Below are 21,164 nucleotides of genomic sequence, written 5' to 3'. Positions count from 1 at the left end.
TTAAATTTAGAAATTTTTATCTTATTGCATAGCAGAATATCCTACTGCTTTTCCAATTAGAGTTGCAGAAGTACAATCTAGAACTTCTACCATTACAAAATCTCCTACTTTGTAGTCTTCTTTTGGGAATACAACTGTGGTATTTTGTGAATTTCTTCCTGCCCACTCTTGTGTTGAACGTTTAGACTCTTTTTCAATTAGAACCTCTACAGTTTGCCCTAAGAAACGTTGGATTCTTTCTAGACCTATTCTTCTTTGCGTTTCTATAACTTCTGTTAATCTTCGTTTTTTAACTTCTTCAGGAACATCATCTTCTAGCTTTCTAGCTGCTAGAGTACCTGGTCTCTCTGAATAAGCAAACATATAACCGAAATCATACTTTGAGTATTCCATTAAAGATAGTGTTTCTTGGTGATCCTCTTCTGTTTCAGTAGGGAAACCAGTAATCATATCTTGAGACAATGAAATTTCAGGAACCATTTTATAGATGTTATCTACCAACTCCATGTACTCCTCTCTAGTATGTTGTCTGTTCATCTCTTGTAAGATTCTAGTACTTCCAGATTGTACAGGTAAGTGGATATACTTACAAACATTATCATATTTGGCAATCACTTGGATTACTTCCATATGCATGTCTTGAGGATTTGACGTTGAAAAACGGAAACGCATTTTAGGATACGTAACTGCACATTGTTCTAGTAACTGTGCAAAGTCTACGGCTGTCGCTTTTTGCATTTCACTTGCTTTGTCAAAATCCTTTTTAAGGCCTCCACCGTACCATAGGTAACTATCCACGTTTTGTCCTAATAAAGTAATTTCTTTAAAGCCTTTTTCATTAAGGTCTTTGATTTCTTCTAAAATACTGTGTGGATCACGGCTTCTTTCTCTTCCTCTTGTAAAAGGAACAACACAGAAAGTACACATGTTGTCACATCCTCTTGTAATAGAAACAAATGCCGTTACTCCATTGCTTTGTAAGCGAACAGGTGCAATATCTCCATATGTTTCATCTTTAGATAAAATAACGTTGATAGCATCACGTCCTTCATCTACTTCTTTTAAAAGATTAGGAAGGTCTTTATATGCATCTGGTCCAACAACCATATCAACAATTTTTTCTTCTTCTAGAAATTTACTTTTAAGACGTTCAGCCATACAACCTAATACTCCAACTTTCATTGAAGGGTTTTTTTTCTTTATTTGGTTATATTGATCTAGACGTTTACGAACGGTTTGTTCCGCTTTGTCACGTATTGAACATGTATTTACTAATACTAAATCAGCTTCTTCTAAATTATCTGTTGTATTATACCCTTCTTGGGATAAAATGGAAGCTACAATTTCACTGTCTGAAAAGTTCATTTGACAACCGTAACTTTCAATGAAAAGTTTTTTAGTGTTCTCTGCCTTATTTTCTAATTGTAAGCTTGTTCCTTGTTTGTTTTCTTCAATAACCTTTTCCATAACTTTGTTAAAAGGGAGTTTTGTGTTTTAAAGTGCAAAGATACTTCTTTTTAAATAACTGACAAGATGGCATATTTTTTTTAACCTTAATTTTTTATAGGCTAAAAATAAAAATGTCGCGTTAGAATAAAGATTGCTTTAGATTCAATTTTTAAATTAATGTATATTTTTTATGTTAATAAATTAATGTATGTTTATATTTACTAGGGGAAAGCGTAGTGAATATATCCTATAGAATGGTCCGCGCTTAGGAAAATTTATACAGAGTATTCCTTATGGGGCTTAAAGGTTAATAAAGAGTAGGTTGAAGGGGATTTTATGCCTTAGGTTAACCTTAAAAAACGCATTAATAGTATTAGGTAAGCATAAATTGGAAAAAATCCTATATTTTTGCTTTCAAATTAAATGAAGTATGGCAAAGAATTTAGTGATTGTTGAGTCACCTGCAAAGGCAAAAACTATAGAAAAATTTTTGGGAAAAGATTATCAGGTTGAATCAAGTTATGGGCATATAGCGGACTTACCTTCTAAGGAATTAGGGGTAGATGTAGAACATAATTTCAAACCTAAGTATGAGGTTTCTGCAGATAAAAAAGCGGTTGTTAAAAAGCTAAAAGATCTAGCCAAGAAAGCTGAAATGGTTTGGCTAGCTTCGGATGAGGACCGTGAAGGGGAGGCTATTGCTTGGCATTTAGCTGAAGAATTAGACCTTACTAAAGAAAAGACAAAACGAATCGTTTTCCACGAAATTACTAAAACTGCTATATTAAAAGCTATTAATAATCCAAGGCAAATAGATTATAACTTAGTAAGTGCACAGCAAGCAAGAAGAATTTTAGACCGTTTAGTAGGTTATGAATTATCACCTGTTTTATGGAAAAAAGTAAAAGGAGGTCTTTCGGCTGGACGTGTACAAAGTGTTGCTGTTCGATTAATTGTTGAAAGAGAGAAGGAAATTATCGATTTTAAAGTAGATTCTTCTTATAGTGTTACTGCGGAGTTTAAAACTAAAGAGGGGAAGATTGTAAAAGCTAAATTAGCTAAGAATTTTCCTAGTCAGCAGAAGGCAAAAGATTTCTTAGCTTTAAATATAGATGCTAATTATAATATCTCTGATTTAGAAACTAAGCCAGCAAAGAAATCACCAGCTGCTCCATTTACTACTTCTACATTACAACAAGAAGCTGCTAGAAAATTATATTTCTCAGTTGGTCAAACCATGACTTTAGCTCAGAGATTATACGAAAGCGGACTTATTACCTATATGAGAACCGACAGTGTTAATTTATCGCAAGATGCTATGAATGCTGCTGCGCAAGAAATTACTAATTCTTACGGTGCTCAATACTCAAAACCTCGTAATTATACTACAAAGAGTAAAGGAGCACAAGAAGCTCACGAGGCGATACGACCAACAAATATGGCCATGCATAGCGCTCCTGTGGACCGCGATCAGGCAAGATTATATGACCTTATTTGGAAGCGTACTTTAGCTTCTCAAATGAGTGATGCTCAATTAGAGCGTACTAATGTTAAAATTGCTTCGGATAGATTTCAAGAACTTTTCTCTGCTAGTGGAGAGGTATTGCTATTTGATGGCTTCTTGAAAGTTTACTTAGAAGGACATGATGATGAAGAAGAAGAAGTAGAAGGAATTTTACCATCTTTAAAAGTTGCCGATGCATTAACGCGTAAGTCATTAGTTGCAACGGAACGTTTTACTAAGCCAGGAGCACGCTATACGGAGGCTTCTTTAGTTAAAAAGTTAGAGGAGTTAGGTATTGGACGACCATCTACTTACGCTCCAACTATTTCTACTATTATAGCTAGAAATTATGTGGAAAAAGGAGTTAGTGAAGGAAAAGAGAGAAGTTACACTATGTTAGTGCTAGATAATAATGCTATTGGCGAAAGAAGTCTAGTTGAAAAAACTGGTTCCGATAAAGGAAGGCTTGTGCCAACAGATATTGGTATTATAGTAAATGATTTCTTAGTTAAGAATTTTAAAACTATTTTAGATTACAATTTTACTGCTAAGGTAGAAGAGGATTTTGATGCAATTGCCGAAGGAAACGAAAATTGGTCAAAGATGATGAAAGAGTTTTATGATCATTTTCATCCAAATGTAATCGATGTTGAACAAAATGCAGAACGTGAATCAGGAGAGCGTATTTTAGGGGTGGATCCCAATAGTGGAAAGCCAGTTCTAGTTCGCTTAGGGAAATTTGGCCCAATGGCTCAAATTGGAGATGCGGAAGATGAAAATAAGCAATTTGCTAGTTTAAAGCCAGATCAAAATATTGGTACCATTACTTTGGAGGATGCTTTAACTCTATTCCTTTTACCTAAGTCTTTAGGACAATACAAAGAGGAAGAAGTGGAAGTGAATAACGGAAGATTCGGACCATATGTTCGTTTTGGTAAAGTGTTTATCTCCTTACCAAAAGGAGAAGACCCATTAGATGTGACTTATGAAAGAGCTTTAGAATTAATTAAAGAGAAAGAAATCGCTGATGCTCCTATTGCTACTTTTGACGATTTACCAGTTCAAAAAGGAGTAGGTAGATTTGGACCATATCTTAAGTGGAATAATATTTTTATTAATGTTAATAAAAAGTACGATTTCGATAACTTATCTGCTGCTGATATCAACGAATTAATTCAAGATAAAATCCAAAAAGAAATCGATAAGGTTATTCATAATTGGGAAGAAGAAGGTATTAGAGTTGAAAAAGCTAGATGGGGTAGGTCAAATATCTTACAAGGCAAGATAAAGATTGAATTAAGTAAAGATATCGATGCTGCTGCTTTAACCTTAGAGCAGGTAAAGGCTATGATAGAAGAAAAAGCTCCAGCAAAGAAGGCTACAGCTAAAAAATCCCCAGCTAAAAAAGCAACGGCTAAAAAGACGGTAGCTAAGAAAAGCACTGCTGCAACAAAAAAATAATACAGTATGTACGAATTATTAAAACCTCTATCTAAAGATTTTCTTCATTTTGTAGAAGACTTACCCAAATTTACGTTGGGAAAAAGTACCGTTTTTTTTCAAGGTGAAAAATATTTGGACTATTCTGCCTATGATATTGCAATTATTGCTGTAGGGGATAATAGAGGTTTTAGTGAGGAGTTGCCTATTGTTGATGTAACAGATATACGCAAAGAATTTTATCAGCTTTATCCAGGGAATTGGTTGACTCGTCTTGTAGATTTGGGAGATATCATACCTGGAAATACACTAAAGGATACTTATTATCTGTTAGAGCAAATAACCGCGGATTTAATAAAAAACAATATACTACCCATTGTTTTAGGCGGGTCGCAAGACCTTACTTATGCTCTTTATAAGGGAGTTGCAAAATTAGGGAACCTTGTTAATCTAGTGAGTATTGATTCAAAATTGCATTTAAAGAGTCAAGAAAATTTGATTGCGGATAGTTTTATGGGTAAGATAATAATGGAGGAACCTGTTCGATTATTTCATTATACCAATCTTGGCTATCAAACGTATTATAACACCCAAGAGGAGATTGATTTAATGCATAGTCTTTATTTCGAAGGGATTAGGTTGGGAGAGTTAGTGGGAGATATTTCGCGATCAGAACCATTTTTACGAGAAGCAGATATTGTAAGCTTAGATTTATCCAGTATTAAATCTAGTGATTCAGGTAGATTTATACCATTTAATCCTAACGGATTTGATGGGAGAGAGATTTGTAGTTTATCCCGTTATAGCGGTTTAAGTGACAGAGTCAAAATTTTTGGTGTATTTAATTATAATAATAACAAAAGTGAAGCGTTATTAATTGCACAAATACTATGGTATTATATAGAAGGTGTTAATTATCGCACTAAGGAGGATCCTTTCATCCCAAGGGATAGTTATACTAAGTATATTGTACCTGTAGAAGGGGTGGAAGATTTTATTTTTTATAAAAGTGACCTCTCTAATCGTTGGTGGGTTCACTCACCAAAGCTAGATGACAGGCAAAAGGGCATGCAATTTGTTATTGCCTGTAGCTATGAAGATTATCAGCAAACCTTAAATCAGGAAATTCCTGATAGATGGTGGCGAATGTTAAAAAGAAGTTTATTGTAATGAGTGGTAAAAAAAGAAGAAATATATTAAATAATATCTAAATTAATATTTAGATTTGTTTTGGTATTTTTACAAAAAAATTAACTCATTAGTCATTTTAGATTATAGTAAAAAAAAAACCTAAAATTATATGAAGAAGATAATTACGTTAGGAGCAATAGTAGCTTTAATGTTCAGTTGTGGTACTGGAGGAGATAGAGGAGAGTTGCTAGGTGGTAATCCAGGAAAAGATTGGCGTAACTCTAAACCACATGGAATGTCACTAGTTCCAGGTGGGACATTTACCATGGGACAATCTAATGAGGATATCCTAGGTACATCAGATGCTCCAATAAAAATGGTTACTATTGGGTCATTTTATATGGACGAAACAGAAATTAGTAATAATCAATATAGAAAATTCGTAGACTGGGTAAAAGACTCTATTGTACGTACTAAATTAGCTATTGCAGCTGATGATATGGGTATGGGCAAAGATGCTGGAGGGATTGGAGCTTTTGCTTTTCTTGATAGCGAGGAGGATTTAGATAGAATGACTCCTTATGAGCGCTATATGTATGATAATTACTATAGCTTACAAATGAGCGATGATATTTATGCAGGAAGACGTTTAAATAAACGAATCCCTTTAATTACGCAACACAGTAGATTCCCTGATGAGTACTATGTGGAAGTAATGGACTCTTTATACATTCCTGCTAGTGAAACTTATAATGGTATGACAACTTTTGATGCTTCAAAGTTAAAATTTAGATACACTTATGTGGATGTAGAAGGAGCAATGAAAGATCAAGGAAGTGATCCAAGAGGAAAACGTCAGCGTCACTTGAAAACGGAAACGTTATTGATTTACCCTGATACAACACGTTGGATTAAAGAATTCCAATATTCTTATAATGAGCCAATGCACAATGATTATTTCTGGCATGCTGCTTTTGGAGACTATCCAGTAGTGGGTGTGAATTGGAATCAAGCTAAAGCTTTTGCTGCTTGGAGAACAATGTATAAGAATGAAAACTTAAAAAATACGCGTCAAATGCAAGAAGTACACGAGTTCCGTTTACCAATGGAAAGCGAGTGGGAATTTGCAGCTAGAGGTGGTCTAGAAGGAGCTATGTATCCTTGGGGAGGTCCATATACAACAGATGAGCGTGGATGTTTCTTAGCAAACTTCAAACCAACGCGCTTTGATTACGCTGCTGATGGAGCTCTTTATACTGCAGATGTACGTTCTTATCCTCCAAATGGATATAATTTATACAATATGGCTGGGAACGTTGCTGAATGGACTAGTTCGGCGTATGATGAGTCATCTTATGATTTTATGTCAACATTAAAACCTCGTAATAGACCTACAGATAATCCATTAAAAGTTGTTAGAGGAGGGTCTTGGAGAGATCCAGCTTACTTCTTACAAGTTGCTATGCGAGACAAAGAATATGCTGATTCAGCTCGTAGTTACATTGGTTTTAGAACAGTACAATCTGTATCAGGTTCTATGTCTCGTGTGAATGCTAGTAGAATGGCTCGTTAATTTTAAAAAAAAAGATTTTATAGCTATGGTGTTATCTAAAAAAGTAATGAACTTCTGTTACGGAATGGGAGCTTCAGTTGTTATTATCGGTGCGATGTTTAAAATTACACACATGGAATTTGGTGTGTTCAACGGTAATAATATGTTAATTGTTGGTTTATTAGTAGAGGCATTTATTTTTGCATTATCTGCTTTTGAACCTGTAGATGAAGATTTAGATTGGGCAAAAGTATATCCTGAATTAAAAGACGGTGTTGCTAGTGAACAACGTAAAGGTAAAAAGAGCGAAGCAGTTGCTGAGCTTGCTGATGAGCAAGGTTTATTGTCTAAAAAATTAGATCAATTATTAAAAGATGCTAAGATTGATGGGGCTCTAATGAATAGCTTAGGAGACAGTATTCGAAATTTCGAAGCAGCTTCTAAAGGTATGGGGTCAGCTGTTGATTCAGTAGCATCTACTCAAAAATATGCTCAAGAAATGACTTTGGCAGCAACTCAATTGGAGTCTTTGAATAAAATGTACGCAAGTCAATTAGAAAGTGCTACAGCAAATGCGGATATTAATAAAGCAGTTGCTGAAAACAACCAAAAATTGAACGTACAAATGCAAGCTCTAACATCTAATTTAGCATCTTTGAACAACGTATATGGCGGAATGTTATCTGCTATGGGTGGGGGAAATAGAAATGCTAATTAATTTATAATTTTTAAGGTATTATAGAATAATGGCAAAACAAAAACTTACCCCTAGGCAAAAGATGATTAACCTGATGTATCTGGTATTCATCGCCATGATGGCTTTACAAATGTCTCGTGAGGTACTATCTGCTTTTGGTATGGTAAATACAAAATTCGAGCAGGCAACTGCTACTATCGAAAGCAATAATAAGAATGTTTCATTGGCCCAGCTTAAAACAAGAGCTGAGGATGATCCAACTAGATATAAAGAAGCTTATCAAACTGCTTTAAAAACAAAGGATATCACGGATTACTTTGTAAATGAAGTGGAAAAAAGTAAGGACTTAATCACTAATACTTATCGTGCAGAGGACGGAACCCTTCCTTTTGAAAGTATGGATCAAAGTTCTGTAATTGATAATGCTTGGTTTGTTGGAGATAAATTATCTGATCAAGGACAAGCGTTTTTAACACTTATAGAGAAGTATAAGGATTCTATTACCAATGTTCTAGGAGTAGATGTTTCTTATAATAATGTCAAACAAGAAATCGATGAAAATTTCAATTTGGCTCCTATTGTAAATAAAGACGGAAATAGCGAACAATATTTAACCTACAACTTCTATGGTTTTCCTGCGATAGCTTCATTGACAAAGTTATCTGCAATGCAAAATGATGCTAGAATGATTGAAAGTGATATCTATAATTTACTTTTAGGTAATACTTTAATTGAGGCGGCTTCAATGCGTAAATATAAACCATTAGTGATTTCAGATAAGACTACTTATTTCGCTGGTGAAATGTTTACAGGAAAAGTAGTTTTAGGACGTTATGACGATTCTACTGTACCTACAGAAGTTGTTGTAAATAATAAGAAAATAGATTTAAATACTGCTTTGAAAAATGGGGAGGTTAACATATCATTCCCTGTTGGAAATGTTGGTGAACACGACATTAGAGGAAAGTTTGTTTTTAAAGAAAATGGAGAGTTGGTTCCATTGGATATCGATGGTAGTTATGTGGTGGTTTCATCGCCGAACTCTGCTACGATTTCTGCCGATAAAATGAATGTAGTTTATCGTGGAATTAGTAATCCAATGACTATTTCATTTGCTGGTATTCCTTCGGATAAAGTAGTTGCTAGTGCTCCTGGATTAACTAAAGGAAGTAAAGCTGGACAGTACTTTTTAAACCCTCAAGCTGGAAGAGAAGTTACTATAAAAGTTAGTGGTACTTTACCAGGAGGAAAAGTAGTAAGTGATAGCCAAGTTTTCCGTATTAAAGATATTCCTGCTCCTAGAGGAACAATTAGAGGAGTATTTGCTGATAGTGGTCCTAAAGCGAACTTAGAGATTGCAACGGTTGGTGCTCAATTGGAAGATTTTGATTTTGAAGTTAAGCTTAGTGTAACTGGATTTGTTCTTCAAGTACCAGGACAGCCAAGTGTTGTAGTTCAAGGTAATCGTATGAGTGATCGTGCTAAGGCTGCCATTAGAAGAGCTAGAGTTGGAGATATAGTTGTTATATCAGATATCAAAACTCGTTTAGATGGTGCTGGTAGCTACCAATTAAAGCGTACAGCTCCGGCTACATATGAAATTAGATAAGGAGAGTAATTTAAAAGAAAGAAAATTTTGAAAAATATGAACTGGAAAAAAATCTCAACATTAGCAGCATTATGTTTATTTTCCGTGGGTGCATTTGCTCAGGCTAATATCCTAAATGCTAAGTCAGCTAGTGAGATTGGTATAAAATCTCTAGAGGAGATACTTACAAAAGCTGACGGGCCTATTCCTTATGGAAATATTAATGAATTAGATATTTTATTTGGAATTAAAGTTTGGGAGTCTATCTCTTTAGATGAACAAGCAAATGAGGCATATTATTTCCCTATTAACGAAGTAACAAGCGAGGGGGATTTAAAGCCATTATTCCAAGTTATAATGGAAGGAATCCAATCAGGAGCTATTACAGAAGTATATGATGATTCGGATTTTAGAACTATTCGAAACCTTAGTGATATTGAATCTTCTTTTATGAAAATCGATACTACTGACGCAGGAATAGAATACTATAATGCAGGAGAGGAAGTTCCAGCGGAATTTATTCAAAAAACAGTTTTGCGTCCTGCAGATGTTAGTGCTTACCATGTTATGGGAATGTGGTATTTTGACCGAAATGAAGGACAATTAAGATATAGACTACTTGGAATTGCTCCAGTTGTTAGTGATTTATATAGTATAGAGAGTGGAATAGAGAACTACGTAGAGTTATTCTGGATCTTCTTCCCGGATGCTAGAGAGGTATTGTATCAAAACTATGCTTTCAATCCAAAGAATCCTCAGAATCCAATTAACTTTGACCACTTGTTAAACTCTAGACGTTTTAGTTCTATAATTTATAAAGCTGACAACCAATATGGAGGTAGAGCAATTGATGAATACATCACCTCTAACCCATTACAAGAATTATTTGAAGGGGAAAGAATCAGAGAAATGATCAGAAACCTTGACGATGACTTATGGAATTACTAATTTTGTAGTCACTAATTTATTGAGCTCTTATCTATCAAATTAGATAAGAGCTTTTTTTATTCGCACACGTATGTATGATTATATAGTAGTTGGAAGTGGATTGGCAGGAATTTGCTTCTGTGAAAAGTTGGCAAGTGAAGGTAAAACCTTTATTGTGATTGATTCTCAAAGTAGATCTTCCTCGCTAGTTGCTGGAGGAATGTATAACCCCGTTGTACTAAAGAGATTTACTCAGGTTTGGAAAGTAGACGAGCAATTAGAGATTGCAAATAGTTTCTATCCAAGCTTAGAAAATAAATTAGGAATTAAGTTCTGGCATCCTTTACCTTTGTATAGAAGATTAGTAGATGTTGAAGAACAAAACAATTGGTTTGTAGCAAGTGATAAGCCAAGTTTAGAGCAGTATTTACAGAGCGATTTATCTAGAGAAAATTTTCCAGGTATAAGTTCTCCTTTTGGATTTGGACAGGTAAGTTCAACAGGATATTTAGAGACAAGTGAGCTAATTGGAGCTTATCGCTTATATTTGCAAGAAAAAGGAGTATATAAAAGGGAAGTTTTTGATTATGAGGAGCTTACTTATGATGAGCATGGTGTTGCTTATAAGGGTATTCAAGCTAGAAATATTGTTTTTGCTCAAGGCTTTGGGCTTAGTGATAATCCTTACTTTAATCAATTGCCTTTAGATGGAACAAAAGGGGAATTATTAATTGTAAAGATTCCAGGTTTAAAGATTGATTTTATTCTTAAAGCTGGGGTGTTTGTTATTCCTTTAAAAGATGATTTGTTTAAGGTGGGTGCTACTTATAATTGGCAAGATAAAACGGATAATACTACAAAAGAAGGACTAGAGGAATTAATTGCTGGACTAAAAGAGGCAGTTTCTTTAGACTTTGAAGTTATAGAACACAAAGCGGGTATTCGTCCTACTGTAAAAGATAGACGTCCTTTGCTAGGTAGAAGCCTAGAATCGGATCGCATTTTTGTTTTAAATGGCTTAGGAACTAGAGGGGTTTTACTTGGACCTTTTTTAGCCAATAAGCTGTTCAACTTTATTGAGAAAGCAGAACCTTTAGAAGAGGAGGTTTCTATACACAGATATAAAAAATTTAAAATTAAGAAGAAATAATATATGTTAAACGTACATAATCTTTCTGTTTCATTTTCGGGTGAATATTTATTTGAAAGCGTTACTTTTCGAATTGGCGCTGGAGATAGAGTTGGTTTAGTCGGTAAAAATGGAGCCGGGAAGTCCACTATGCTTAAACTTCTATCGGGAGAAATGGAAGCAGATACAGGTGGAATTGCTTTCGAAAAAGATTTAAGTATTGGCTTTTTACGTCAAGATATTGACTTTATACCAGGGCGTACTGTTTTGGATGAAGCTTACCAAGCATTTGAGGAAATTAAAAAAGTTGAAAGTCAATTAGAACAAATCAATAAGGAGTTAGTAGAACGCACGGATTACGAGTCGGAATCTTATAGTTTACTTATAGAGAAGTTAAGTGATTTAACGCATCGATTTGAGATCATTGGAGGATATAATTATGTAGGAAATACAGAAAGAGTTTTACTTGGTCTAGGGTTCCGTAGAGAAGATTTTAATAATCTTACGGAGACTTTTTCTGGTGGGTGGAGAATGCGTATAGAATTAGCAAAATTATTACTACAAGATAATGATGTGTTGCTTCTAGATGAGCCTACTAACCACTTGGATATTGAGAGTATCATCTGGTTAGAGTCCTTTTTGAAAACTTATGCAGGAGCTGTTGTGATTATTTCCCACGATAAGATGTTTTTAGATACAGTTACAAATCGCACTATAGAAATTTCTTTAGGGAAGATATATGACTTTAATAAGCCTTACTCTGAGTATTTAATAGCTCGTGAGGAACAAAGAGAGATCCAATTAGCTTCTCAAAAGAATCAAGCTAAAAAGATCGAAGAAACTGAAAAGCTAATTGAGAGATTCCGCTATAAAGCTAGTAAGGCAGCCATGGCTCAGTCCTTAATTAAACGTCTAGATAAGGTAGAGCGTATAGAGGTTGATGAGGATGATAAGGCTGTAATGAATATTTCTTTCCCAGTGAGTTTAGACCCTGGTAGAGTTGTTCTTGAAATCGACGGGGTTACAAAGAAATTCGGGGATAAAGTAATTTTTGAGAATATCGATCTTTTAGTAGAACGTGGAAGTAAGATTGCATTCGTTGGACAAAATGGACAAGGGAAGTCAACTTTAATCAAAGCTGTTATTGATGAGTTTGAATATGATGGGAGTATTAAGATTGGGCATAATGTTCAAATCGGTTATTTCGCACAAAATCAAGCGGATTATCTAGATGGAGAGAAAACCGTTTTAGATACTATGTTGGATGCTGCCACTGATGGTAATAGAGTCAAGGTAAGAGATATGTTAGGTGCATTCCTTTTCCGTGGTGATGATGTAGAGAAGAAGGTTAAAGTGCTATCAGGAGGTGAAAGAAACCGTTTAGCGCTATGTAAAATGCTTTTATTACCCATTAATGTCTTATTGATGGATGAGCCTACAAACCACTTAGATATTAAGAGTAAGAATGTTTTAAAACGCGCTTTAGAAAATTTCAAGGGTACTTTAGTATTGGTTTCGCATGATAGGGATTTCCTTCAAGGCTTAACGGATTTGGTATATGAATTTAAAGACAGACAGATTAGGGAGTATCTAGGAGATATTAACTATTTCTTAGAGCAGCGTAATGTAGAGAACATGCGTGAGATCGAAAAGAAGACAGTCGTAGAGAAAAAGTCTGCTGATAAAGTAAAATCTACTAGCAAAAACGAAAGTCTTAGTTATGAAGATCAGAAGAAGCAAAAGACTTTACAAAATAGAGTTAGTAAGATAGAAAGTGAAATCGCCAAATTAGAGAAAATAATCGCTAAAGACGATTTATTATTAGCAGAGGATTATCAAAAGATGAGTAGTGATACTTCCTTCTTTACTAAATACGAAAAAAATAAAGCTAAGATAGATGAACTAATGGTAGAATGGGAGCAAATCCAAGAAGAACTGATGTAATCTAATTTTACAAATTAAAAATAAAAGGACTATTCTAATTTTTAGAATAGTCCTTTTATTTTATAGACAAAAAAAAACCACTTCGATTTGAAGTGGTTTACTTTGTAGCGGGAACAGGACTCGAACCTGTGACCTTCGGGTTATGAGCCCGACGAGCTGCCTACTGCTCTATCCCGCGATATTGTAGTACAAATGTACTACCTTTTATTGAATAAACAAGCATATTCTGTGTTATTTTTATTAATATTTCTTATTTAACTATGATTCAGTGTGTTATATTTTGTTTTTCTTTTATATTAAAAGTAATAATGCACCAATACGTAATAAAAAGCAAGAGGGAGGTACTTTCGAAAGTCAGGAGTATTGTTTTTAAGATAACAATCATTGGAAGTTTTTTAATAAGTAAGAATTACTTATTAAATCTAGACAGAGTTAAAAAAAATAGGCATAAAAAAAAACCACTTCGATTTGAAGTGGTTTTACTTTGTAGCGGGAACAGGACTCGAACCTGTGACCTTCGGGTTATGAGCCCGACGAGCTGCCTACTGCTCTATCCCGCGCTATTGTGGTACAAATGTACTACCTTTTATTGAACAAACAAACATATTGTACATTATTTTTAAATTAATGTGTAATATGTTGTAATGCAGTATATTATAAATTGGTTTTTTATCGAATAAAATTATAATTGTCAAGATCAAGTTAGATTATGTAAAAATAATATTCTAAGAAGTATTATTTACTAGGTAGTGGAGGAGATAAAAAGAGTGTAAAGTATAAAAATGTATTATAGAATATACCTCAACTTAGAAGAATTTAAGTAAAGAAAGAGTTGAAGGAACTTCTTTTATATAAGCTGGGTTGTTGATAGATCTTATTTGCCTAAAAGTATTGACAAAAAAAAACCACTTCGATTTGAAGTGGTTTTACTTTGTAGCGGGAACAGGACTCGAACCTGTGACCTTCGGGTTATGAGCCCGACGAGCTGCCTACTGCTCTATCCCGCGATATTGTACTGCAAGAGTACGACCAATATTTTTCATACACAAGTATTTGTGAGTTTATTAGCATATGATGTAAGGCTGTTATTTAGGGTTTAGGTGCTTAATGTTTGTTGAATCAGTTGCTTACTTTGTTTTTTGTCAAATGGAGTTTAACTTTATATTTGGTTTCTTTTGTTCAAGATGTATTCTATGTTTGGCTTTAAGGTCTAAGAAAAAAAAGTGCTATTAATTTCTATTTTTGCTATTTAGTCTTTATCTTTAATATAATTGAGAATTTTAGTTATCCTAGTACTTGTATTAAAAACATGAATATCTTGTGTAATTTTGGTAATACTAATGCTTAATTATAATCTACATATCAAGGATATACCTTATCTTTGTTCTGATAAAAAAAAAGAAACATTATGACACATAAAGCAGGTTTTGTAAATATTATCGGTAATCCAAATGTCGGTAAATCTACTTTAATGAATGCATTAGTAGGAGAGAGGTTATCTATTATAACTTCTAAGGCTCAAACTACTCGACACAGGATTTTAGGGATAGTTAATGAGGAAGACTATCAAATTGTTTTCTCTGATACCCCTGGTATTATTAAGCCGGCCTATGAGTTACAGGAATCTATGATGGATTTTGTGAAAACAGCTTTCGAAGATGCCGACATTTTAATCTACATGGTAGAGGTTGGTGAGAAGGAATTAAAAGATGAAGCCTTTTTTAATAGGATTTCAAATAGTAAGGTTCCTGTTTTACTATTGATAAATAAAATAGACAAATCCAATCAAGTACAGCTGGAAGAGCAAATGGACTTATGGCATGCGAAAGTTCCTAACGCAGAGATTTTTCCAATTTCAGCTTTAGAACACTTCAATACGCAAGCAGTTTTTGATAGAATCATTGAGCTTTTACCTGTTAGCCCACCTTATTATCCAAAAGATGCATTAACGGATAAATCAGAGCGATTTTTTGTGAATGAGATTATTCGTGAGAAAATTTTATTGAATTACGATAAGGAAATACCTTATGCTGTTGAAGTAGAAACAGAAGAATTCCTTGAAGAAGAAATGATTATTCGCATCAAATCTGTAATCATGGTAGAAAGAGATAGTCAAAAAGGTATTTTAATTGGACATAAGGGATCAGCTCTGAAGAAAGTAGGAACTTCTGCAAGGGAAGAAATGGAAAAATTCTTCCAAAAGAAAGTACATTTAGAGTTATTCGTTAAGGTAAATAAAGATTGGAGATCTTCCGAATATCAATTAAAACGATTCGGATATAATCAAAAAAAATAGAAAGTAAAATAAATTCTAAAGTTTCGCGGGTAAATAGTAACTTTGCGTACGATTTATATAAAGAAATATGAGTAATATAGTAGCCATAGTTGGAAGACCTAACGTAGGTAAGTCGACTTTTTTTAATAGACTAATTCAAAGAAGAGACGCCATCGTAGATTCGGTTAGTGGTGTAACACGTGATAGAAACTACGGTAAAGCAGATTGGAACGGTCGTGAATTTTCTGTAATCGATACAGGAGGATATATTAAAGGTTCTGATGATATTTTTGAAGGAGAAATTAGACGTCAAGTTGATTTAGCTATTGATGAGGCGGATGTAATTATTTTTGTTGTTGATGTTGAAGAAGGTATTACACCTATGGATGCAGAAGTAGCAAGATTACTTCGTAAAGAAACAAAACCAATTTTTGTTGCAGTTAATAAAGTGGACTCTGCTAAGAGAATGGAGGATACTTTTGAGTTTTATAATCTTGGACTTGGAGAGATTTTTCCGATTGCTGGAATGAGTGGAAGTGGTACTGGAGATTTATTAGATGCAGTAGTTGCAGCTTTACCAGAAGAGGATAATTCACCAGAGTCAGAGGAAGAGCAAATTCCTCGTTTTGCTGTAGTAGGAAGACCTAATGCAGGAAAATCAAGTTTTATTAATGCTTTAATTGGAGAAGATAGATATATTGTAACTGACATTGCAGGTACTACAAGAGATGCTATCGATACGCGTTTTAATCAGTTTGGATTCGACTTTAATTTAGTTGATACAGCTGGTATTCGTCGTAAAAGTAAAGTAAAAGAAGATCTTGAATTTTATTCAGTAATGCGTTCTATTAGAGCAATCGAACATGCGGATGTTTGTATTCTAATGGTTGATGCTACTAGAGGATTTGAAGGACAGGATCAAAATATTTTCTGGTTGGCTGAGAAAAACCGTAAAGGTATTGTAATCTTAGTTAACAAATGGGATTTGATTGATAAAGACACGATGACTGCTGCACAATTTGAAGCATCTATTCGTGAGCAAATCGCTCCTTTTACTGATGTGCCAATTATTTTTACTTCTACCGTTACTAAGCAACGTCTTTTAAAGGCTTTAGAGACTGCAGTAGAAGTATTTGAAAATAGAAAACAAAGAATTTCAACTTCTAAATTCAATGAGGCTATGCTTCCTGTTGTAGAGCATACGCCACCTCCGGCTATTAAAGGTAAATACATTAAGATTAAATACTGTATGCAATTGCCTACGCCTACGCCTCAATTCGTATTTTTTGCTAACTTGCCACAATATATTAAAGACCCATATAAGCGTTATATTGAAAATAAGTTACGTGAAATTTATAATTTTCAAGGTGTGCCTATTGACATTTATTTCCGTCAAAAATAATTTTGCGGCTAGATAATACTAAAACGGTCTTTGTATATACAAAGACCGTTTTTTTATGAAAAAATATATTATTTTATTTTTGGTGATTTTCTATTCTAGTAGTATAGGAGCGCAAAATACCTATAGTCTTAAAGGAAGGCTCGTTGATTCTTTACGCAGCCCTATAGAAGCTGCTACAGTCTATGTTTCTAAACAGAAAGATTCTACTCTAGTGGAATACTCATTAAGTGGTCAAGATGGAACCTTTGAGCTCAAAGTGCTACCAAATAAAGAGGAGTTGTTTTTTTCCACTAATTTGTATGGATTCTCCACTTTTGTTCAGAAGCTTAAAAATGGTGTAAGTCAAACTATAGATTTTGGAGATATTGTTTTACTCGAGCAAAGTAATGATTTAGAGGAAGTGATTATTATTGCTCAAGCGGCCCCAATTCGAATTGTCAAGGATACTTTAGAATTTAATGCTGCTTCTTTTAAAGTAAGGCCAGATGCTAACTTAGAGACTTTATTAAAGGAGTTACCAGGGGTGCAGATGGACGAAAATAATAATATTACTGTCAATGGTAAACCAGTAGGTGAAATACTTGTAAATGGGAAGCCTTTTTTTAGCGAAGATGGGAAAATAGCTCTAGAGAATTTACCAGCTGATATCGTGAATAAAATACAAGTAACCGACAAGAAAAGTAAGACAGAACGTTTTACAAAGTCGGCAGCTGTAAGTGATGATGCAAGTATCAATATCACTATAGACAAGGATAAGAATAAAGGTTACTTTGGTCGTGTCTCTGCAGGATATGGTAGCGATGACCGTTATGAAAGTGCTTTGTTTTTAAATAGCTTTACTCAAAATACTAAATTTAGTGTAATAGGCTCTGCTAACAATATTAATGCTAGTGGTTTTTCTATGAACGATGTGTTTGATAATATGACTACTTCTAAGAGTAAAGGAGGTATAACAGAATCTCGACTTTTAGGAGCCAATATTAATCAAACTTTTAGCGATAAGTTAAGCCTTGATGGTAGTTATAATTATAGTTATGGTGATACTAAGAATTGGGATAAAAGAAGTATGACAAAGTTTTTGCCAGATGGAGAGTTTTCTAGCGATAGTTTTTCCGAGTACCACAATACTTCTCAAGGGCAAAGCGCTAATGTGTCCATGGATTATATCAGCGATAAAAATGCACTTTATATTTCTCCTAGATTCAGTAGAAATCATTCCTCAGGAGATCGTACATCACAAGAGGAATCCTTTGATGAAAATAGGGAATTAGTAAATAAAAGCAATAGTACTTCTCGCAATACCTCGGATAGTAATAGTTTTAGTAATAGTATCCGTTATATTAGAAAATTTGAAAAGGAAGGTCAATTTTTAAGTTTGGAATTCAGCAATAGTAATTCTTCCAATAATGGTGAGGCTTTTTATGAGTCCTTTACAGAATTTTTACAAAGTAATACACCAAACGACGATAGAAGGCAATTTAAACAGACTACTACCTCTAGTGACTCCTACACTACCACTTTAGCTTATAACTTAGCTGTAAATGACTCTTTAAAGCTAATTATAGGAGGTAAATGGAATTATACCCAAAGTATAAATGATTTACAAGTTTTTGACTTTGATGAGCAAACCGATACTTACTCTATACTTAATGAGAAACAATCTAATAGATATAAGACAGTAGAAAACCAACTACGTCCTTATGCTAATATTAGTTGGAACAAGAAAAAGTTTTCTTTCCAATTTCAAGCAGATGCTGTTATAACTAATTTAAAAGCAACAGGTCTGTATAATAGTCAGGATTATAGAGCGGATAAAAATTATGTTAGCCCTGAGTTATTGTCCATTTTTAGATATTATTTTAATAAGAATACCCAAGTTAACTTTAGGTATAACTATGGTTTAACTTACCAAAGTGCAGCCCAACTTTTAGCCATTACAGATTTGTCAGATCCTTTAAATACTATAATTGGAAATCCAGATTTAAAACCAACAGGTAATCACAATTTTAATATCGGCTTTAGAACGTATAATTTTCAGAAAAGGGATGGTTTTGTAATCAATATTGGTAATTCCATTCAAAATAATAGCATTGTAAATTATGTGGTCTATGATGCAGATAGAAAGAGTACATCAACCTATAAGAACATCTCTGGAAATTACCAAATAAGGTTAAACTCAGAATGGTTTAAAACGGCTAAATGGGAGCAACATACCCTTAAATTTGGTATAGGGTTAAGATATAATAATTCGCTTAAGAAAGGGTTTATTGACGCTCTTGCTTATAAAGCTTATGCTAATGTGTTTACTCCTAGGGTATATCTTAATTATCAATTAGGAGATGATTTAATTATTAAGCCATTTTATAACTACACCTATAATACTACTAGTTATAGAAATTTTAGAGTAGATAAAGCTACTAGTTTTGTGCATAATTTAGGTATTCAAACTACTACTTATTGGCCTAAGAATATAGTTTTTGGAAACGATATTTCCTATAATTACAATTCGCAAATAGCCAGTGGTTTTCAAAAGGATTATTATATGTGGAACGTTAGTTTAGCTTATGATTTTTATAAGAGTAAATTCCGTGCTAAGGTTAAGGTGTATGACTTACTTAATCAAAATACAAGTTCTATTCGAACTATTGACCCAACTCAGATCGTGGATTCAGAGTCCTTAGTTTTAAAGCAGTATGTAATGTTTTCTTTAGTGTATAATTTAAATGCCTTTGGAAAAAAACAAGCTAGAAGTGCTATGAGAAGCGTTAGAGTGATGTAAAAAATAAAGGCGCCCATAACTTATGGGCGCCTTTATTTTTTATTTTACCAACTTCCGCTGGATCCTCCACCAGAAGATTCTCCTCCTCCGAAGCCTCCTCCGAAGCCTCCAGAATCACCAGATCCTCCCCAGCCAGAACCTCCAGAGCTACCCCAGCCGGATCCACCACCATGGCTTCTTCCTAAACTACTAAGTATAATTATATTGGCTAAGTCGCCTAAAACACTTTCTCTTCTGCGTCCTCCTCGTGGGGGATTATGTCGATTGTTTTTATCTTTATTTTTGGCAATTACCACGATAATAAAAACTACTATACCGCCTAAAAGAAACAGTCCCATGGTGCTATCTCCTTGGTCTTGGTTGTTTTTTCTTGGTTTGTCTGCTTTATAGGAACCTTGAAGCATTTGCATAATACCATCTATTCCAAGGTCAAAACCAGCAAAGTAATCCCCTTTTTTAAATTGAGGAATAATTACATTACGTATCAATTCACCTCCTTGCCCAGCTGTTATCTGAGTCTCGGCTCCATAACCTGGATATATACCTATTCTACGGTCTTGCAGGGAAAAAAGTATTACTACACCGTTGTCGATGCCTTTTTGACCTATTCCCCATTGTTGTAGCCATTCAGGACCTATATAATCAATGTTCTCTCCATCTAAGGAGTTCACAGTAATTAAAACAATTTGCGTTGAGGTAGAGTCAGAATACTTTATGAGTTTATTCTCTAAGTATTTAGCTTGCTCTTTAGTTAATACCTTAGCGTAATCATACAAAGAGGTTTGTTCAGATAACTTAGGCTTAGGTGGGATTTGAAATTGGGCAAAAGTAAATTGTCCAATAAGCAGTACCACCACTATTGTTAAAGAATGAAAGATTTTATTAAGCTGGTTTATGCTCATAATTTAGCTTTTTGATATTTCGTTTGATATTTCATTGGTGCTTAGCTCATCTTTCGGAAATAAAGATTCTAGCTTTTTTCCTGCCTTAGTAATACCTGAAATAAGGCCATCTTTGAATTTACCTTGTCTAAAGTGATCAATGACAAGTTCCTTTGTACTTTCCCAAAAATGTTCTTTCTCCACTAAGTTATTAATGCCTTTGTCTCCTAATATTACAAAAGCCTTAGGCTCCATGCAGACATAGAAAAGGATAGCATTACGTTTTTGGGTATTGAACATACCTAGGTGCTCAAAAACATGAGTTGCCCTAGTATATGGTTCTACATCGGTTTTGGTTTCTATATGTACTCTAATCTCCCCTGAGGTGTTTTCTTCAGCTCTAGCAATTGCTTGAACTACCTCAGCTTCTTGATCAGAAGTTAGAAAGTTTTCAATGTGTTTCATC

The 21,164-nt window shown here is 34.2% G+C and carries 14 protein-coding genes and 3 tRNA genes; 11 read left to right on the top strand and 6 right to left on the bottom strand.

Annotated elements, in window-relative coordinates; all coding sequences use genetic code 11:
* Positions 1-21: 21 nt before the first annotated feature.
* A complete protein-coding gene (miaB, locus tag ACYSNM_RS02740; RefSeq protein WP_461755516.1) occupies positions 22-1,467 on the bottom strand; it encodes a tRNA (N6-isopentenyl adenosine(37)-C2)-methylthiotransferase MiaB in 1,446 nt (481 codons plus the stop codon).
* A 412-nt stretch (positions 1,468-1,879) separates the two neighbouring features.
* Between miaB and topA the strand changes: the two genes are divergently transcribed.
* The 8 genes from topA (at position 1,880) to ACYSNM_RS02700 (ending at position 13,361) form a co-directional block, all read left to right on the top strand.
* Positions 1,880-4,414 carry a type I DNA topoisomerase gene (gene topA / locus ACYSNM_RS02735; protein ID WP_461755515.1) on the top strand — a complete coding sequence of 845 codons (2,535 nt, stop codon included), beginning with the start codon at positions 1,880-1,882 and terminating at the stop codon, positions 4,412-4,414.
* Between the two features lie 6 nt (positions 4,415-4,420).
* On the top strand, positions 4,421-5,563 hold the full coding sequence (locus ACYSNM_RS02730; protein ID WP_461755514.1) for a formimidoylglutamase: 1,143 nt from the start codon (positions 4,421-4,423) through the stop codon (positions 5,561-5,563).
* 130 nt (positions 5,564-5,693) lie between these two features.
* Complete coding sequence (gene porK / locus ACYSNM_RS02725) at positions 5,694-7,097, top strand: T9SS ring complex lipoprotein PorK/GldK (RefSeq protein ID WP_461755513.1); 1,404 nt, start codon at positions 5,694-5,696, stop codon at positions 7,095-7,097.
* A 25-nt stretch (positions 7,098-7,122) separates the two neighbouring features.
* Positions 7,123-7,794, top strand: coding sequence for a type IX secretion system motor protein PorL/GldL (porL, locus tag ACYSNM_RS02720; RefSeq protein ID WP_461753467.1), 672 nt, complete (start codon positions 7,123-7,125; stop codon positions 7,792-7,794).
* Between the two features lie 28 nt (positions 7,795-7,822).
* On the top strand, positions 7,823-9,382 hold the full coding sequence (gene porM, locus ACYSNM_RS02715) for a type IX secretion system motor protein PorM/GldM (RefSeq protein WP_461755512.1): 1,560 nt from the start codon (positions 7,823-7,825) through the stop codon (positions 9,380-9,382).
* A 36-nt stretch (positions 9,383-9,418) separates the two neighbouring features.
* Positions 9,419-10,309, top strand: a complete 891-nt coding sequence (porN, locus tag ACYSNM_RS02710; RefSeq protein WP_461753465.1) for a type IX secretion system ring subunit PorN/GldN — start codon at positions 9,419-9,421, stop codon at positions 10,307-10,309.
* A 70-nt stretch (positions 10,310-10,379) separates the two neighbouring features.
* On the top strand, positions 10,380-11,438 hold the full coding sequence (locus tag ACYSNM_RS02705; protein WP_461755511.1) for an NAD(P)/FAD-dependent oxidoreductase: 1,059 nt from the start codon (positions 10,380-10,382) through the stop codon (positions 11,436-11,438).
* A gap of 3 nt (positions 11,439-11,441) precedes the next feature.
* The gene (locus ACYSNM_RS02700) at positions 11,442-13,361 is read left to right on the top strand and encodes an ABC-F family ATP-binding cassette domain-containing protein (protein ID WP_461755510.1); all 1,920 of its coding nucleotides are present in this window, start codon (positions 11,442-11,444) and stop codon (positions 13,359-13,361) included.
* 105 nt (positions 13,362-13,466) lie between these two features.
* On the opposite strand, the gene ACYSNM_RS02695 is transcribed toward ACYSNM_RS02700, so the two are convergent.
* From ACYSNM_RS02695 to ACYSNM_RS02685, 3 genes are all read right to left on the bottom strand, one after another.
* Positions 13,467-13,539: transfer RNA gene (locus ACYSNM_RS02695), tRNA-Met, on the bottom strand.
* Positions 13,540-13,848: 309 nt separating this feature from the next.
* A tRNA-Met gene (locus ACYSNM_RS02690) sits at positions 13,849-13,921 on the bottom strand.
* A gap of 374 nt (positions 13,922-14,295) precedes the next feature.
* A tRNA-Met gene (locus tag ACYSNM_RS02685) sits at positions 14,296-14,368 on the bottom strand.
* 401 nt (positions 14,369-14,769) lie between these two features.
* On the opposite strand from ACYSNM_RS02685, the gene era reads away from it, so the two are divergent.
* The 3 genes from era (at position 14,770) to ACYSNM_RS02670 (ending at position 19,817) form a co-directional block, all read left to right on the top strand.
* Positions 14,770-15,657 (top strand): GTPase Era, encoded by an 888-nt coding sequence (gene era / locus ACYSNM_RS02680; RefSeq protein WP_461754432.1) that lies wholly within the window; start codon positions 14,770-14,772, stop codon positions 15,655-15,657.
* Between the two features lie 67 nt (positions 15,658-15,724).
* The gene (gene der / locus ACYSNM_RS02675; protein WP_461754431.1) at positions 15,725-17,038 is read left to right on the top strand and encodes a ribosome biogenesis GTPase Der; all 1,314 of its coding nucleotides are present in this window, start codon (positions 15,725-15,727) and stop codon (positions 17,036-17,038) included.
* Between the two features lie 55 nt (positions 17,039-17,093).
* Complete coding sequence (locus tag ACYSNM_RS02670; RefSeq protein WP_461755509.1) at positions 17,094-19,817, top strand: outer membrane beta-barrel protein; 2,724 nt, start codon at positions 17,094-17,096, stop codon at positions 19,815-19,817.
* A gap of 44 nt (positions 19,818-19,861) precedes the next feature.
* On the opposite strand, the gene ACYSNM_RS02665 is transcribed toward ACYSNM_RS02670, so the two are convergent.
* Positions 19,862-20,719, bottom strand: coding sequence for a TPM domain-containing protein (locus ACYSNM_RS02665; protein ID WP_461755508.1), 858 nt, complete (start codon positions 20,717-20,719; stop codon positions 19,862-19,864).
* 3 nt (positions 20,720-20,722) lie between these two features.
* Positions 20,723-21,163, bottom strand: coding sequence for a TPM domain-containing protein (locus ACYSNM_RS02660; RefSeq protein ID WP_461754428.1), 441 nt, complete (start codon positions 21,161-21,163; stop codon positions 20,723-20,725).
* Between the last annotated feature and the right edge of the window lies 1 nt (position 21,164).

Source organism: Myroides sp. LJL116, from assembly GCF_054871685.1.
Note: the sequence above shows the minus strand (reverse complement) of the source record. Positions and strands in the feature narration are given on the sequence as shown.

Bases quoted from the DNA above. Each gene is read 5' to 3' on its own strand.
- miaB (WP_461755516.1), bottom strand. From the start codon at position 1,467: ATGGAAAAGGTTATTGAAGAAAACAAACAAGGAACAAGCTTACAATTA.
- topA (WP_461755515.1), top strand. From the start codon at position 1,880: ATGGCAAAGAATTTAGTGATTGTTGAGTCACCTGCAAAGGCAAAAACT.
- ACYSNM_RS02730 (WP_461755514.1), top strand. From the start codon at position 4,421: ATGTACGAATTATTAAAACCTCTATCTAAAGATTTTCTTCATTTTGTA.
- porK (WP_461755513.1), top strand. From the start codon at position 5,694: ATGAAGAAGATAATTACGTTAGGAGCAATAGTAGCTTTAATGTTCAGT.
- porL (WP_461753467.1), top strand. From the start codon at position 7,123: ATGGTGTTATCTAAAAAAGTAATGAACTTCTGTTACGGAATGGGAGCT.
- porM (WP_461755512.1), top strand. From the start codon at position 7,823: ATGGCAAAACAAAAACTTACCCCTAGGCAAAAGATGATTAACCTGATG.
- porN (WP_461753465.1), top strand. From the start codon at position 9,419: ATGAACTGGAAAAAAATCTCAACATTAGCAGCATTATGTTTATTTTCC.
- ACYSNM_RS02705 (WP_461755511.1), top strand. From the start codon at position 10,380: ATGTATGATTATATAGTAGTTGGAAGTGGATTGGCAGGAATTTGCTTC.
- ACYSNM_RS02700 (WP_461755510.1), top strand. From the start codon at position 11,442: ATGTTAAACGTACATAATCTTTCTGTTTCATTTTCGGGTGAATATTTA.
- era (WP_461754432.1), top strand. From the start codon at position 14,770: ATGACACATAAAGCAGGTTTTGTAAATATTATCGGTAATCCAAATGTC.
- der (WP_461754431.1), top strand. From the start codon at position 15,725: ATGAGTAATATAGTAGCCATAGTTGGAAGACCTAACGTAGGTAAGTCG.
- ACYSNM_RS02670 (WP_461755509.1), top strand. From the start codon at position 17,094: ATGAAAAAATATATTATTTTATTTTTGGTGATTTTCTATTCTAGTAGT.
- ACYSNM_RS02665 (WP_461755508.1), bottom strand. From the start codon at position 20,719: ATGAGCATAAACCAGCTTAATAAAATCTTTCATTCTTTAACAATAGTG.
- ACYSNM_RS02660 (WP_461754428.1), bottom strand. From the start codon at position 21,163: ATGAAACACATTGAAAACTTTCTAACTTCTGATCAAGAAGCTGAGGTA.